Origin of the sequence: Chitinophaga pollutisoli, from assembly GCF_038396755.1 — a bacterium.
GTDB lineage: Bacteria > Bacteroidota > Bacteroidia > Chitinophagales > Chitinophagaceae > Chitinophaga > Chitinophaga pollutisoli.
In genome coordinates this window covers 1,503,082-1,518,182 of record NZ_CP149822.1, presented here as the reverse complement: position 1 = coordinate 1,518,182, position 15,101 = coordinate 1,503,082, and the positions used below count along the sequence as shown (strand labels likewise).

8 protein-coding genes and 1 pseudogene are annotated in these 15,101 nt (G+C 55.4%); 4 read left to right on the top strand and 5 right to left on the bottom strand.

Features of this window, described 5'->3' with window-relative positions; translation table 11 throughout:
- Positions 1-106: 106 nt before the first annotated feature.
- The 5 genes from WJU16_RS06210 to WJU16_RS06190 form a co-directional block, all read right to left on the bottom strand.
- The gene (locus tag WJU16_RS06210; RefSeq protein WP_341837460.1) at positions 107-1,423 is read right to left on the bottom strand and encodes a hypothetical protein; all 1,317 of its coding nucleotides are present in this window, start codon (positions 1,421-1,423) and stop codon (positions 107-109) included.
- 604 nt (positions 1,424-2,027) lie between these two features.
- Positions 2,028-5,255 (bottom strand): RHS repeat domain-containing protein, encoded by a 3,228-nt coding sequence (locus tag WJU16_RS06205; RefSeq protein WP_341837459.1) that lies wholly within the window; start codon positions 5,253-5,255, stop codon positions 2,028-2,030.
- Between the two features lie 132 nt (positions 5,256-5,387).
- Positions 5,388-6,302, bottom strand: a complete 915-nt coding sequence (locus WJU16_RS06200) for a hypothetical protein (protein WP_341837458.1) — start codon at positions 6,300-6,302, stop codon at positions 5,388-5,390.
- A 36-nt stretch (positions 6,303-6,338) separates the two neighbouring features.
- The gene (locus tag WJU16_RS06195) at positions 6,339-7,970 is read right to left on the bottom strand and encodes a hypothetical protein (RefSeq protein WP_341837457.1); all 1,632 of its coding nucleotides are present in this window, start codon (positions 7,968-7,970) and stop codon (positions 6,339-6,341) included.
- An 8-nt stretch (positions 7,971-7,978) separates the two neighbouring features.
- Positions 7,979-11,047, bottom strand: coding sequence for a tetratricopeptide repeat protein (locus WJU16_RS06190; protein WP_341837456.1), 3,069 nt, complete (start codon positions 11,045-11,047; stop codon positions 7,979-7,981).
- 349 nt (positions 11,048-11,396) lie between these two features.
- Between WJU16_RS06190 and WJU16_RS06185 the strand changes: the two genes are divergently transcribed.
- The 4 genes and pseudogenes from WJU16_RS06185 (at position 11,397) to WJU16_RS26025 (ending at position 14,956) form a co-directional block, all read left to right on the top strand.
- Entirely contained in the window at positions 11,397-11,804 is a 408-nt protein-coding gene (locus tag WJU16_RS06185; protein WP_341837455.1) for a DoxX family protein, read from the top strand.
- A gap of 115 nt (positions 11,805-11,919) precedes the next feature.
- The gene (locus tag WJU16_RS06180) at positions 11,920-12,354 is read left to right on the top strand and encodes a thioesterase family protein (RefSeq protein WP_341837454.1); all 435 of its coding nucleotides are present in this window, start codon (positions 11,920-11,922) and stop codon (positions 12,352-12,354) included.
- Complete coding sequence (locus WJU16_RS06175; protein WP_341837453.1) at positions 12,351-13,598, top strand: CinA family nicotinamide mononucleotide deamidase-related protein; 1,248 nt, start codon at positions 12,351-12,353, stop codon at positions 13,596-13,598. The genes WJU16_RS06180 and WJU16_RS06175 overlap by 4 nt, the downstream gene beginning before the upstream one ends.
- 39 nt (positions 13,599-13,637) lie before the next feature.
- Positions 13,638-14,956, top strand: a pseudogene (locus tag WJU16_RS26025) (dihydrolipoamide acetyltransferase family protein).
- Positions 14,957-15,101: the final 145 nt, after the last annotated feature.

Sequence of the window (15,101 nt, the reverse complement as noted above, 5' to 3'; positions counted from 1 at the left end):
CACCGCGTTATACCCCATCATTCAGCGTTTTTGAAATGTTTTTCCTGCTTTGAATGCCTTGCATTGCGTTGTCATAAAGAGGGGTTTGTCGGGATATGCAGGAGAATCAGTTGTTTCGGATGGTCCTGAATTGCAGGTTGAAATTTTCAACGGTCCCGGTTCCGCATCGGATCAATTTATAAAATGTCCCCGTCATATACCCGGTGATGTATTCCTTGTTTTCGATCTGTTCAACGTTCGTAATCACCAATTCGCCGCCTGATGCGCGGTAATCGATGAGCTCATCGTCTTCGCAATATGAGTAAAACGTTCTGCCATACACGTTGACCGGGTTGGTAAACGTTCCTTTTTCGAGGTACGCCGTACCGCCGTAATCGGGTGAGTGCCAGGAGTGCCTGCCAGGGCGCACTGGGTTGCTGACGCCTTCGATCTGGCAGGAGAAGCCTTCCAGCGGGGCGTACTCGCCGGAGAAGTTGAGCCATCCGCCAGGGATGTATTTGTGGTGGACGTTGGTGCAGAATACTTCTACGCCATTAACAGTCCCGGAAAGATACGTTTCATCTTCGATCTTGATTTTCGCGAGCAGGGTCACGATGCCTACGTTGCCGCGGCCGGGAATGGCGCCGCCGGGCAGGAAATTGTGCACTTCCACGGAAACGGTGACGGGGTTGACTGCAGGCACTTTGGCCGGAGCATCGTACCTGGCGAACTCAAAATCGCTCCCTTGCAACCTTCCGGCGCCTTCCAATTTCCAGTTTTTTATATTCCCGGGTTTCCGGAGCACGCGTTCCCGGAAAATAGCGACTTCCGGGTCGTCTAGCTCTTCGGATGTCACTTCTTCGTTGGAGGAATAAATGACGAGCATGGAAGCTTTTTTCACCAGCACGCTGTTGGGATCGGCGCGCAGCCAGAACATCGCATAAGGTGCCCAATCGGAAAAGTGGGTGGTTTCGACGGTGAGGGTGCGGGCGGTTTTGTTGAGTGTGGTTTTGGGAATGAAGCGCCAGACGCCGTCCTGCGCCTGGTAAGCCATGAAGAGCGCGTCTTCGCTGGTACTGTCGAGGTGTTGGTTGGTGTATTTGAAGGTGAGCTTAACGGGTTTGGCGAAGCGCGTACCCTCCGGAAGGAGGCGGTATGCGGGACCGGGGCTTCCGGGCAGTGTGTTGGAAACCGCTTGCACGCTGATTTCCGTATTGGTAGTTAATGCGCCCGCGGGAACCTCTATCTGGAGGGTATTGTCTTTGGACGAGAGGCTGCCGCCGGCGGGGCCGATGGATTTTTTTACGATTTCTCCGGTGGGTGCTCCGTGGGGGCGAACGACAGGAGGTTCAGTGTTTTTCGGTTCATCCTGTTGGCCGCTGTTTTTTGAACAGGCGGCGATCAGCAGGAAGCAGCTGATTAAAATCGGCGGTAATCTTTTCATAATGAGGGGTATTGGTTTATGCTTCAATATTATATTGTAATCGATTACGTTTTTGCTTACGTTTTTTGCAAAAGTATGCACCCGCCTATTTGCGCCGTCATGCGAAGGCGCGTAATGCGATTTAGTTTGCCTGAAATGTTGGATTCTGGCGGTGGGATGCGTACGAATCACTGCGGATTAGCGCTGATCACGGAAATATTTTCGAAACGCTAACTACGATCAGGAGGATCGCAATTACTGCCAGCCGGCATTATGCGGCGGTGCATAAATTTCACGCAATGCAATCGCTCGAGTAATGTGCTAACTACGATCAGGAACATAGCAAAAACTGCCAGCCGGCATTATGCGGCGGTGCATAAATTTCACGCAATGCAGTTGTTCGAGTAATGTGCTAACTACGATCAGGAACTTAGCAAAAACTGCCAGCCGGCATTTATTCGGCTGCGCATATATTTTCCGGGGTGTAGTCAAGGAGGCGCTAACTACGATCAGAGTATGGCAAATACTGCCAGCCGCCTTTTATGCGGCTGCGCATGCGGGTGATCGGCTCCGGCAGCCACTTATTTTGGTTCTCTGCCGGGACCGAGCGCCGCCCGTCCACAAATCATTCCTGCTGCGGCGCCTGGTAGGCATATTTGTGCATCTTGAGGATATTCCCGTCATGATCCCGCACCACGCTTAATCGCCCAAATCCGTCATACTCATAATAAACAGTCTTTCCGTCGGCGCCCGTAATGCTGGTGACGCCCTTCAGCGGTGCATGCGTGAACGTCCTGATCACCGCGGGTAACAGCCCGGCGCGCGTGCGTATTTTCTGCAATTCTGTCCGCAGCCGCAAGTCGCCGGCGGGATGCCGGAGCACATTGTGATCCACCCATCCCGCAACCACGGAATAGGGAATTCCCGCTAACTCAGCGACGGGAAACTGATTACCATATCCCCAAAGCAACGAGCGGATGAGCCCGTCACGCGAAGTGGTTTGCACCAGGTTACCGGACTTGTCGTACAAAAAATGTCTTTCCGGCTGAAGGCTCCGGCCGTGAGCAGCCGTGAAAATTGTATCCGGCATGATGAATGCCCCTCCATGCCAGGATCTATAACCGATCCGGATGTGCTCCGCCACCAGGTTATCGCGGTAAGTCCACCGCTCAACCGGCTTTCTCACCTGGTTCCCCTGCACCAGGGCCGCCAACACGGCATCGCGGGTATAATCGCCCGGGTATTTCGTCACCTGGACGATCCGCTCTCCGTTGCTGCCCATCGTAATCAACTGCGTAGGTTGGAGATGAACGGGGTTGTCGTACCGCAAATGCGTGGCGGACCGAAGGGGCGGGCCGTTGTCCGGGTATACGAAACGGACGATACTGTCGCACCGGTACCATTCCGACAGGTGCCGGAAGGAGCCGGTATTAAAGTGCGCGGTATATTTCCGGAACACGTCCTGCCGTTCGCGGACCAGGTAGGAAACGTGCATGCCCAGGCCGCGAAAGGCTTCCGGCGGCGGGTTCTCATGGAACCATTGCCGCCAGTATGTTTCAGCGGGGACGAATGACCAGGCATAATCCGTTGTTTCGGTGGGTTGATAACCACCGGCCGTCGTTTTGCGGAATTTTTCGGTTTTCAGGAGCTGCCCGTTATACCCGTTGTAATTGGTTTCCGGCACGAAAGGGAAGCCGCCGGGCCCGGCGGCTTTGGGTTTATAGGAATACGTGTTGACCGTTCTCCCGGAAGCGCCGTTTACCCCCTCGCGGACCTCCACCCGCTGATATATCACCGGACCATGATCGCCGGATAACGGCGTGACGCTGCCTGCATGCTGTACCATCAGCATCCCGCATTGCAAGACATATTTGATGGCGGTGAAGCCCGGCCTGTGAGGTTGCTCAACCTTTTTATAATGACAGGTATTCCGCTGGTACTCGTATTGCGGCCGGGCCGGACAAATCCCCGAAGATCTTTCCGGGTATACATCCGACTGTCCATAGTGAAACGTCCTGGTATCGCGGAGATGCGGATGTAGGGGATCTGTATTTTCAATGGTCCGGATTCGCCATCCGCCAACCAGTTTTGGCCCGGAGTATTTTGTTATCGAATCTTTCTTATACGACAATTCCCAGAAGCCCCAGGCGCCTTCTCCATCCGTCCGGACGACGACGCTATATGTACCGGGCGGCAAATTCTCCGGGTCGCCTTCCGGATGGGCATTCCTGCCGGTGAAAAACATCATCTGTCCGCCTGGCTTTTTCAGGCTGATCTCGCAGGTATGTGTTTCTGAAAATTCAAGTTCTTCAATGTAACGGGACTTTGTATGAAGCGACGGAAGCGTGTTATAGCGTATCCGCACATCATACGCTCCCTGCGGCAAGATAAACGTGCGTTGGGTCGTGGCACGGGGCTCCCCGTTGCATCGGAAACCGCCCTGCACCGTCTGTTCCTTAGCTTCGTTGTAAACCCATATGGTATTGGGCTCGAATGTAAATAGCGTGCTCCCGCCGGTAGGGTATCGTATGCTTGTCAGCATACCGGCGCGGGAATATAACGTGTCGGGCTCGCGGATTGCGCCGCCGGTAAACGCGGGGTGTTGCGGCAGGCGGGAGGCATTGCCGATCCCGGTCCCGTTGGCGTATCCCCAGTGATCCTGCCGCGACGATAGCCGCGGAGGTAACACGCTGACGTCGTTGTAACCGAAAACCCAGGAGGGCAGCCGCTTTCCGTCGGGGGCTTCTTCATACATTTCTTTCAGCCAGAGCCGGTGGCTTTCCGGGGTACGGGTGTCGCCATAATATCCGTATACAAACCGGAACCGTTTGCGCAGGTCGTTTTGATACAGCCATTCCACCGCCGCGAGTGCATGCGTACCGGGAAGATCGGTCCTTTCCCTGGTGTTATAAATCATCCGCATGCGGGCGCCGGTGCTGGCCGAAATTTCCTTCAGCCGCCAGCCTTTTACACGGCATGCGGCTGTAGTAACTCGCGTGGGGTACAAATCTGCCGCGGCGGCAAGGTCCGGGTGCCTGACGCCTGAAATCCAGGTGTACCGGGTTTCACCCAGGTAAACGCGGTACGCGAAATGCAGCGGCTCGTATTGAAACACGATAGAGTCGCGCAACGGGGTCACGATCTTCGTTAAATAAAACTGCGTACTTGCCTGGCCGTTATCGGATTCAGCGGTCTCGCGCAGGTCGAAATAAAAGGTATTGCCATCTTCGTCGCGGATACGGAACAGGCCGCTCACCTGTATTTTCCGCAATGGGATGGGATGCGTGTACCCGCGGAAGTCGGTATAGAACTTTCCCGAGAAATTTCCTGCCGTAAAACTGAAAAGGTCCGGCTCAAGATCCGTTCTTCTGTCGGCCATTTCCTTGAACCATGCATACCGGGTATCCTCATGCCTGTCAGGCCCCCACACCGGTGGCGCCCAGTGAGGGTCCTGGACGATTGACCGCGGTATGTCGCCTTCCGGCCCGGGCCCGCCATTATGCAAATCGGGCTTCCCGTGGACGGTGACGCCCAGCACGCCGCCCGCCTGCAACGACCAGCCGCTGCCCACGCAGGAAGGCACTTCATCTACCCGTATCCCTCCTGACTGGTACCGCAACGCTATGGCATGCGTGAAATTTTTCAATGCAAACTCCCCCAACGGAACGCTGATTTCCGGCAAGCCGTTGCATAGCGATACCGGCACATCCTGCACACGGAAAAGGGCTGCGGCTTCCGGCGTGGGCGGCACTTTCAACGGTGGCGCCAGGGTTGGAAGATCCTGCGAAAACGCGCTGGTGGCGCATATCAGGGCAACAAACAGGCATTTCGCCTTTCTTTTGGCAATTGACATAAGATATGGATTGGGTTAACGAATTCGTTACAAACAATGCGTCAATATAAAAGAAAAACGAAACGGAAAAATTTTCGGCAAAAAAAATCGCCCCCGTTTGGAGGCGATTTGTTATTTCTTACAATTGATCTTCTAGTAAACGATTCTCACCGGCGCCTGGAACTTCAGCGCCACAGAGTCTTTCGCGGCGGTCGTGTCTGCCGGCATCGTAGTGTAGGGCACGGCCAGGTTGAATTCCGTAGAGTCTTTCGAGGCGAAGAGCACGACTTCCTTATAACCCCAGGCCAGCCGCTTGGCGTGATTGCGCTCGGCGGATTCGCGGGATTTGAAAGTGGCGATCACCACGTAATACGAAATGCTGTCGCTAACCGGAGCGACGGGCTCCACGGGGGCGGTTACCACGCTGTCTTCCACGGGAGGCGTTGCCACAACGGGCTGCGGGGCTTCGGGCTTCGGGGCGGCGGGCAGGATCTGGTCTTTGAACATCCATGCGGCCACACCACCACCGATCAATACGAGCGGCAGCACCACCCACCACCAGCGGAAGCGCCCCTGGCTTTCGGGTTCTTCGTACACGGCGCTGGTATGTTCCACCACCTGGTTATTTTCGACTTCTGTAGTGCCTTGCAGCACGCGTGGCGCGGATTCCGAACGGATCACCTGCTCCAGCCCGATGGGCTGCCAGGCGTCCGGAAGCTCCTGCGGCGTGAAGCGCAGCTGCCCCAGCGGATCGATCCGCAGGCTGCCGATACCCGGCAGGTCGAGCGGCTCGCCGGCCGACAAAGCCTCGCGGAATTGCTGGAGGTATTTGTCCAGTTTCAGCGCCGCCACCGGCTCCAGCAGGTTCTCCTTGCGCGAAATCCAACGGAGCAGCGAGCCATCGTCTTCCCAGCGGGTATCGAATTGCACCTGCTGCCGGGGAGGCGTCAGCGACTGGTCCACCACGCTGAACTGCGCGGGAATGTGCTGGATTGTAAAGGTGCCTACCTGCGGTACGATGCAGGTTTGCTGCCTGAAAAGGACTTCCGTGATATATTGCTGTAGCATTTGCGGCCGGTAACTTTTGAGTGCAAGTTTACGCAATTAAAACTTAACGGTAACCCCGCCGAGCACGTTCAGCCCGTAAGAGGGGTACCCATGCCAGCGTTCGTACTTGGAACTGAAGAGGTTATTCACGTTCACCCAGAGGTTGAAGTTCTTCGTCACATTGTACTCCGCTCCGGCGTTCAGGTCCTGTACCGCCTTGGTTTTACCCATATTGTCCAGCCCTTCGCTGCGCAGCACGTAATAAGTGCCGCTGAGGGTGTACAGGTTGGCGTTCAGGTGGAATTTCTTCCCGAACGTATACTGGGCGAACAATGTAGCCTTGAAGGGCTGCACGTGCCAGGGCTTCAGCTCGGTTTTCTGTTTGTTGAAATCATACCAGTCCACACTCACCCGCGCCTGAAACTTTTCTTCCTGGATATATCCCACTTCCGCATGCAGCTGGAAGGCGCGCAGCTCTTCCTCGTTGCGGGTCTGGAAGCTCTTCATACCGTTAATGCTGTCGTTCACGAACAGCGCGCGGTTATGCCAGGTAATGGCGCCGAACTTGGTGTTATAGTTGAAGTGGTTGCCCAGCGTGCCTTTGATACCGGTGTACTTCTCTTCGATACGGGTATTAAGCATATCCGGCCCGTAGGAATTGAACCAGGGATTTTCCGTGGCGAGGTTCCGGAAGTTGTTCTTCTGGAAATACGAGATCCAGCCGGAGCTCAGGATAAGCTTTTCACGGATCAGGTGCGATTCGTTCACGATGTCGGGCAGGAGGTGGAACTTGCCGTTGGTCCAAGTGGGGTTGGCGCCGGCATGCAGCACGAATCCGGGTTTGGTGATTTCCACGGCAGGGTGGATGGCGGCGATGTTATTATTGATCTGATCGTTGTTGTCTTCTTTGAATACGCTCAGATCTACCAGGCCTTCCGCCTTCAGCCAGATATCTTCGAAGATCTGCTTGCGGATAGGCGCCTTCAGCACAAAGGTGTTTTCCATCCGCTTATACTTATCCCCAAAAATGGTGAATTCGGCCTGCGGCTGGAACTGGAAGCCCCAGTCATTCTGCGGTCTGTTCTTCAACCCCACTTTCGCCACTACTTCGTTGAATGCCTGCTTCACATCATCTTTCGAATAATCGTGCGCGGCGTGGTCGTAACCGTAATAATGTACCAGGTTGCGGTTGTAGCCCAGGCTGGCGTTCACTTCAAACAATGGCGTGAAGTAAGTGCCCGAACCGAGGATATTCATCTGCGACACGTCCTGGTACTGGATATCGCCTTTCGAGGATGTGTAATTGAAGAACACCCCGAAATTGTATTTATCCTGCCGGCCGCTGCCAAAACCCGCCTGGATGAGCGGTGTGTTGTAGTTGCCGTACCCGAGCTTCACGTAATTGTTCTGCAGCTGGAGGGACGTGGTGTCTTTCCCCAGCGCAAGCGGACGGATCTGTACGGGCTGGTACATGAAATTCAGGTTGAGCGCCGGTACCTGGTAACCCAGGCGCGGGCGGCTCGTGTCTACCGTGGGCAGGGATGCCGTCAGGTTCAGCTTGGCCGCGTTGGGCAGCTTGGGCTGGTATTTGGAGATGATGTCGATCGTTTCCTGCTTCAGCGAGTCCTTCTGCTGCGCGAGGGCGCTGAGTGGGAAAGCGAGTGCGAATGCTATATATATGCGCTTCATGTTTTTCCTCATTTAATTTTAGAACCAGCTTTTTCTTCCGCTTCCGTTTTTGCCAGTTTTTCCTTCGCTTCGGCTTTCAGCTCCGCAATGGGACAGTTTTCGGCAATGCTCTGGAAAGTAGCTTTGGCGTTGAAGTAATCCTTCTGGCGGAAGTACACGTCGCCAAGGAGGATGTATGATTTGGCTACCCATACTTCATAGCTGGAAGTGTTTTTGATCACATCGAAACCGGCTTTCTCGGCTGCTGCGAGGTCGTTTTTCTCGAACAGGCATTTGGCGATGTTGTACCGCGCTTCGGCGCCTACTTCCGATTTGGTGAGGCCGGTTACGATTTTGTATTCGCTGATGGCCTCGTCGAACTGGCCGCGCTGCTGCAGCGACTTGCCGAGGTAGAAGTGGCCGATGATCTGGTCGTCGGTAGAAATGTCGCGGGCGGAGAGCAGCTCTTCGGCCAGGGGCGCCACTTCATCCCATGCATTCAGCTGGTAGCTGCTGCGCAGCAGGCCGCGCGCGGCGGCGAGGGTATTGTCTTTGGTGGTAGACAAGCTCTTGAGCTGCTGGTAATATTGCTTGGCTTTCCCGTAATCCTTCACCTGGTAGTAATTCAGGTAAGCGGCCTGCAGGGCGGAGCGTTCGGCAAAGGGGCTGTTCCCGCGGGCCAGTACGAATTCGTAGGCAGGGAGGGCGTTTGTGTAGTCTTTGCTGTTGTAAAGGCATTCCGCTTTGTAGAAGTTGGCCTGGAGGGCGAATTGTCCGTTCGGGAATTTTTGCAGGTAGTTATTGAAGGATGCTACCGCGCCGGTGTAATCGCCGCTGCTGAAGCGGGTTTCGGCGGCAGCGTAGCTCAGGGAATCTTCAGCGGATGCGCTCACGGACCTGCCGGTGGATTTCAGCAGCGCGAGGTAATCGTCCGTTTTGCCCTGGCTCACGTAGATGGTCCGGATATTGACGAGTGCGGAGTTGGCTTCCGCGGAAGCGGGGAACTTCTCCACCACCTGCCTGAAATATTGCAGCGCGGTGCTTTCCTGGTCGGTGTTGAAATATGCGAGCCCCAGTTTCAGCAGGGCTTTCGGCGCATTGGCGCCGTCGGGCTGCTTCTGGAGGATATTTTTGAGATAGGGGATGGCGTCGCTGAATCGTTCGTCGCTGAGGTAGGTATCCGCGATTTCCATTTCCGCGTCGTTATTAAAGGTGGAGCCGGGATATTTCACGGCGAGCTGTTTGAGGGCGTTCAGTTTGTCGGCGTGTTTGCCCTGGATGCCGAGGATGATGCTTTTCTGATAGGTAGCATAATCGGCGGCGGGCTGGTTTTCGCTGATCACCTGGTCGTACAGCGCGGTGGCTTTCGGGAAGTCGCGCAGCATGTAGTGGCAATCGGCGGCGCGGAGCAGCGCGTCGTTGTTGATGCGCCCGGCGTTGGGGCCGCTGGCGCGCTGGGCGGCTTCGAAGTAGGGCAGCGCGTTGGCGTATTGCTCTTTCTTCAGCAGGCTGTAGCCCATGTTGTAGCTGGCGGTTTGCACGTTGGCTTCCCCGGAAACCGGAGCGCCGCTGTTGCCGAGATATGCCTGGAGGGCGGGGATGGCTTTGTCGGTCTGCCCCTGGCGCAGTGCGATTTCCGCTTTCCAGAACTGCGCAAGCCGCGTTATCTGCGGATCGTAGTTGTGGGAAAGGGAAATGCCCAGGAGGCGGTCGGCTTCGGCCAGCTGGCCGTCATTCACCAGCTGCGTGGCGCGGCCGTAGGATACTTTCTGGTAGGCTTTCAGCACGGCGGGACTTTTCTCCGGCAATGCATCCAGCAGGGAGATGGCATCCTTGTAGTTATTGGTATTGGCGAAGAGCTGCACGAGGATCTCGCGGGATTCGCGGGTGTATTCGCCGTTGGGATAGTTGTTGATGTAGCCGGTGAGCTCGGTGATGGCGGCGTCCTGGTAACCCAGTTCGTACGACAATTTGCCGTAGTTGAAGCGGGAGATTTCCTGCTGCTTCGGGTTGGAGCTGTTGCGGGCGCTGAAAGCGAAAGCGTTGCGGGCGTTGGCTTTCTGGCCGGTGCGGAGGTAGCAGTCGCCCAGGAGGTACATGGAGTTCTGGCCCAGCGAGTCTTTCGAGGAGCTGAGCTGTTTGAACCCGGTGATGGCTTTATCGAGGTTGGCGGTTTGATAGTAGGCGTAGGAGAGTTGGTACACATCTTCTTTCCTTACTTCTTCCGCGTTCTCGTTAAATTCTTCGAGATAGGGAAGGGCTTTGGCGTAATCTTTCCGTTCGAAATAGGCCTGACCCACGAGTTGTTTCAGTTCGGCGTCGTAATAGAGGTTGCCTTTTCGGATGAGCGGTTCGGCGTATTGGATGAGCTGGTCGCGTTTGCCCTGGAAGTAGTAGATTTCGGCGATGTAGTAGGGTACAACGGCGGCATACTTCGGGTCTTGCTGCACGCGCTGGAAGCTGGTGAGGGCTTCCGCGTATTTTTTGTTGTAGTAGGAAATGAAGCCGTGGTAGTAATTGGCCGGGATGTAGTACTTGTTCTGGATTTCCTTGATCGAAGCGAAGAGCGGCTGGGCTTTCGCGAAATCTTTCAGGTTGAAGTAGCAGTAGGCCAGTTCGAATTTGGCGTCGGCGATGTCCTCGTTGGAGAGGTTATCGATGGAGGCTTTTTCGTAATAGGGGATGGCTTCCTGGAGCTTGTTGCGGTGGAAGTAATACCGGGCGAGCTGGAAGCTGATCATTTGTTCGCGGGGGCTGTTGTTGAAGCGGTCGATGAATTCGATGGCTTTCTTTTCCGCGTCTTCGTTCTGCAGTTTCAGGGCGCACATGGCGAAATAGAAATGTGCGTCCGAATTCACCAGGGAGCGGTTGGTTTCGGCGAAATAACCGATCCCGTCGATGGTTTGCCGGAACAATTGCTGGGAAAGGGCGAATTTTCCTTCTCGGTAGAGTTGTTGCGCTTCCCGGAAAACTTTGTCTGGCTCCGTATGAATGCGGGTTTGCTGCGCTTCGGCCCGGATGGCGCCGGTAAGCCCTGCGGCCAGCAGGATTACGCGGAGGCCTGGAAAAGCGCAGTTTTGTCTGGTGAATAGCTTCATGCTTTTGATATTATTGTCGACAATTTTTAGAAAAAACGGCACCGGCCGGGAATTATTACAGGAGTGGCAAAAAGCTTTATCCCGTTGGTTCCGGAGGCCGGCAGGTGTTGGCATCGTCATGAGGGAAACAAACGAAGCAAATATAGCGGATTGCGCTTGCTTTGCCCCTTGCAGGTTATCTACTGCATGTGGATAAAGTAAAGGATGTGGATAACTATTCCTGGTACGAGTTGGCAGGCATGCATCCGTCTGCTAATTTTGAATTTTATCTTTATATACATTAAGATTATCTAAATTTGAGCAGATTCCTTCCGAGGGGTACTCTTATCAAGAATCAAACCAAATTACTATGGCAAAACTACTATCCACCAAGTACAGCAACGCAGGCATCAGCCTTTCACTGCTTTTGCTCCGTCTTCTTTTCGGCGGCCTTATCATGACCCACGGCTGGCCCAAGCTGGTCAACTTCTCGACCTACGCGCAAAAATTCGCCGACCCCTTCGGCCTGGGTAAAACCGCGTCGCTCGGGCTCACCATCTTCGCCGAATTCTTCTGCGGGGCCCTCGTGCTCGTAGGCCTCCTCACCCGCGTGGCCACCATCCCCCTGATCATCTGCTTCCTCGTAATCGTGTTCATGATACACGCCCAGGATCCGCTGCACGACAAGGAAGTGGCCATCATGTTCCTCACTGGCTTCGTGACCCTGCTCATCGCCGGGCCCGGTAAATATTCGCTCGACGGCGCGCTCGGAAAATAATCCGCCCGCTCCCGCAAAAGCTTTTTTCGAAAGAGTTCCTGCGCCCCCGGCGCACGGAACTCTTTTTTTACCCCGCCAAATCCCCTACATTTACAGACATTTTCAACAACGGAACATGTACAGCACAACGATAGACATTCGCGTGAGATACGGAGAAACCGACCAGATGGGGTACCTCTATTACGGCAATTACGCCCTCTATTACGAAGTCGGCCGTACCGACGCCATCCGCCAGCTCGGCTTCACCTACCGCGAGCTGGAAGAACAAGGCGTTATCATGCCCGTGGCCGAGCTGCAGGTCAAATACCTCCGGCCCGCCTACTACGATGACGTGATAACGGTGAAGACTATACTGAAAGAACTCCCGCCCGCTCATAAAATCCAGTTCCATTCCGAACTGTACAACCAGCAGGGAGAACTGCTGAACGTGGGAACCGTCACCCTCGCATTCATCGACGCCAAAACCAAAAAGCGCATGAACATGCCCGACATCCTCCGCGAAAAGCTCGCGCCTTATTTCGAAACTCCCTCAAACGCCACCGCACCATGAACCGCATCCGGGCCAGTATCATCACGATCGGCGACGAGCTGCTGATCGGGCAAACAATAGACACCAATTCCGCCTGGATGGGCACCCGCCTCAACGACGCCGGCATCTGGGTGCAGCGGCGCGTGGCCGTTGGCGACGACCGCCAGGCCATCCTCTCCGCCCTCGAAGAGGAATCCGCCAAATCCAAAGTAGTGCTCATTACCGGCGGACTCGGCCCCACGGCCGACGATATCACCAAACCCACGCTGCTCGAATATTTCGGCGGCAAAATGGTGCGGGATGAAGCCACCTACACCCGCGTGATGGGTTTCTTCGAAAGCCGCGGCCTGCCCGTGCTCGAACGCAACGTGGCACAGGCCATGGTGCCCGACAGCTGCGCTGTGCTCCAGAACCTGCGCGGCACCGCGCCGGGCATGTGGTTCGAGAAAAACGACGTCATCTTCGTTTCGCTCCCGGGCGTGCCCTTCGAAATGAAAGGCCTCATGGAAAATGAAGTGATCCCCCGCCTGCGGGAACGCTTCCATACACCGGCGCTCCTGCATCAAACCCTTATTACATCCGGCATGGGCGAATCTTTCGTTGCCGAACGCATCCGCGATTTCGAAGCCGCGATGCCCGCGCATATCAAACTCGCTTACCTGCCAAGCTACGGCCTGCTGAAACTGCGCCTCACCACCGAAGCGCCCGATAAAATCACCGCCGCCGCCGAAATGAAAGACGCCCACCAGGCGCTGAAATCCCTCGTGGCCGATATTCTCGTGGCAGAACAGGACCTCCCCATGGGCGTGATCCTCGGCAATATCCTCCTCGAAAAAGGACTGACAGCCGGCACCGCCGAAAGCTGCACCGGCGGCCGCATCGCCAGCCAGATCACCACCGTGCCAGGCAGCTCGCGCTATTTCAAAGGCAGCGTGGTGAGTTATGCCAACGAAACCAAAACCAGCGTACTACGCGTAAGCCCCGAAACCATCCGCCAGCATGGCGCCGTAAGCGAACAAACTGTCCGCGAAATGGCCGAAGGCGCGCTCGCCGTTCTTAACGTCGATTGCGTAATGGCCGTGTCGGGGATTATGGGGCCCGACGGCGGAACGGACGAAAAGCCTGTGGGCACTGTCTGGATCGCAGTGGGAGGGAAGGAGAACATCCGCACGATGCGCTATCATTTCCGGTACGACCGGGCGCGGAACACGGAGATGACCGCCATTGCCGCGATGAACGAACTGAGGAAGTGGCTGGTAGGTTAAATTCCCTTATTTTTGTCATCTACTAAAACAATCACTTATATGGCAATTGTCGAACTGGTGATGCCCAAAATGGGAGAAAGCATCATGGAAGCCACTATTCTTCGCTGGCACAAGAAGCCCGGCGATGTGGTGAAGGTGGACGATACGGTGCTGGAGATCGCTACGGACAAAGTGGATAGTGAAGTGCCGTCGATAGCAGACGGCGTGATCACTGAAATCCTTTTTAATGAAAACGACGTGGTGCCCGTTGGTACGGTGATCGCCAGGGTGGAAACCGCCGCCGACGCGCCGGTTGCTCCTTCTCCTGCCGCCGCACCCGCGCCGGAAGCCGCCCGCCCTGCCGAGCCCCAATACCAGACTGCGCCGCCCCGTCCACAGGCCGCCGCCACGGTGCCTTCATCCGGAGAAGCCCGCTTCTATTCCCCACTCGTACTTACTATCGCACAACAGGAAGGCGTTTCATTCGCCGAGCTCGAAAAGATTCCAGGTTCCGGCAACGAAGGCCGCGTTACGAAAAAAGACATTCTCGATTACATCGCCAACCGCGGTGCAAACGTACAAGAGCCGGAAGTGATCCGCGAGGCACCTCAAGCCGCTCCCGCTCCTTCCCGCGAAATCACTACTGTAGCCGCTTCCAATTCTTATGGCGGCAATGTGGAGATCATCGAAATGGACCGCATGCGCAAGCTGATCGCCGACCATATGGTGCGCAGCAAGCACACTTCCCCCACGTTACCAGCTTCGCGGAATGCGATGTGACCAACATGGTACGCTGGCGCGATAACGTGAAGAAGGATTTCGAAAAGCGCGAAGGGGAGAAGATCACCTTCATGCCGCTGTTCGTGGAAGCCGTAGTAAAATGCATCAAGCGATTCCCGCTGGTGAATTGCTCGCTCGATGGCGACAAGATCATCCTCAAAAAAGATATCAATATCGGCATGGCCACCGCGCTGCCTTCCGGCAACCTTATCGTGCCGGTGATCCGCAACGCGGATATGCTCAACCTGGTGGGTCTTACCAAGCAGGTGAACAACCTCGCCAACGCCGCGCGCCAGAACCGTTTGAAGCCTGAAAACACGCAGGATGGTACCTTTACCATCACCAATGTGGGTACATTTGGCAGCCTCACCGGCACGCCGATCATCAACCAGCCGCAAGTAGCGATACTGGCGGTGGGCGCCATTAAAAAACGCCCGGTGGTTGTGGAAACGGAGCAGGGTGATTCCATCGCCATCCGCCACATGATGTACCTATCGATGTCGTACGATCACCGTATCGTGGACGGATCGCTGGGCTCGACGTTCCTCAGCGCCGTGGCTACGGAGCTGGAAAACTTCGATCCTTCCAGAGGTTACTAAAGGAAAAAATAATTCTTGTAAAGCGCGGCGGAACCCCGGTTCCGCCGCGCTTTTTTTATGTAAGAAGGAATGTGTCCTGTAATAGTATAAAACCCTGGACAGCCGCGTAATATGCAAGATTGGTTTGCCAATTGCATTTATGTGC

Coding starts and splice junctions, on each gene's coding strand:
- WJU16_RS06195 (WP_341837457.1), bottom strand. CDS start 7,970: ATGAAGCGCATATATATAGCATTCGCACTCGCTTTCCCACTCAGCGCC.
- WJU16_RS06210 (WP_341837460.1), bottom strand. CDS start 1,423: ATGAAAAGATTACCGCCGATTTTAATCAGCTGCTTCCTGCTGATCGCC.
- WJU16_RS06185 (WP_341837455.1), top strand. CDS start 11,397: ATGGCAAAACTACTATCCACCAAGTACAGCAACGCAGGCATCAGCCTT.
- WJU16_RS06205 (WP_341837459.1), bottom strand. CDS start 5,255: ATGTCAATTGCCAAAAGAAAGGCGAAATGCCTGTTTGTTGCCCTGATA.
- WJU16_RS06175 (WP_341837453.1), top strand. CDS start 12,351: ATGAACCGCATCCGGGCCAGTATCATCACGATCGGCGACGAGCTGCTG.
- WJU16_RS06200 (WP_341837458.1), bottom strand. CDS start 6,302: ATGCTACAGCAATATATCACGGAAGTCCTTTTCAGGCAGCAAACCTGC.
- WJU16_RS06180 (WP_341837454.1), top strand. CDS start 11,920: ATGTACAGCACAACGATAGACATTCGCGTGAGATACGGAGAAACCGAC.
- WJU16_RS06190 (WP_341837456.1), bottom strand. CDS start 11,047: ATGAAGCTATTCACCAGACAAAACTGCGCTTTTCCAGGCCTCCGCGTA.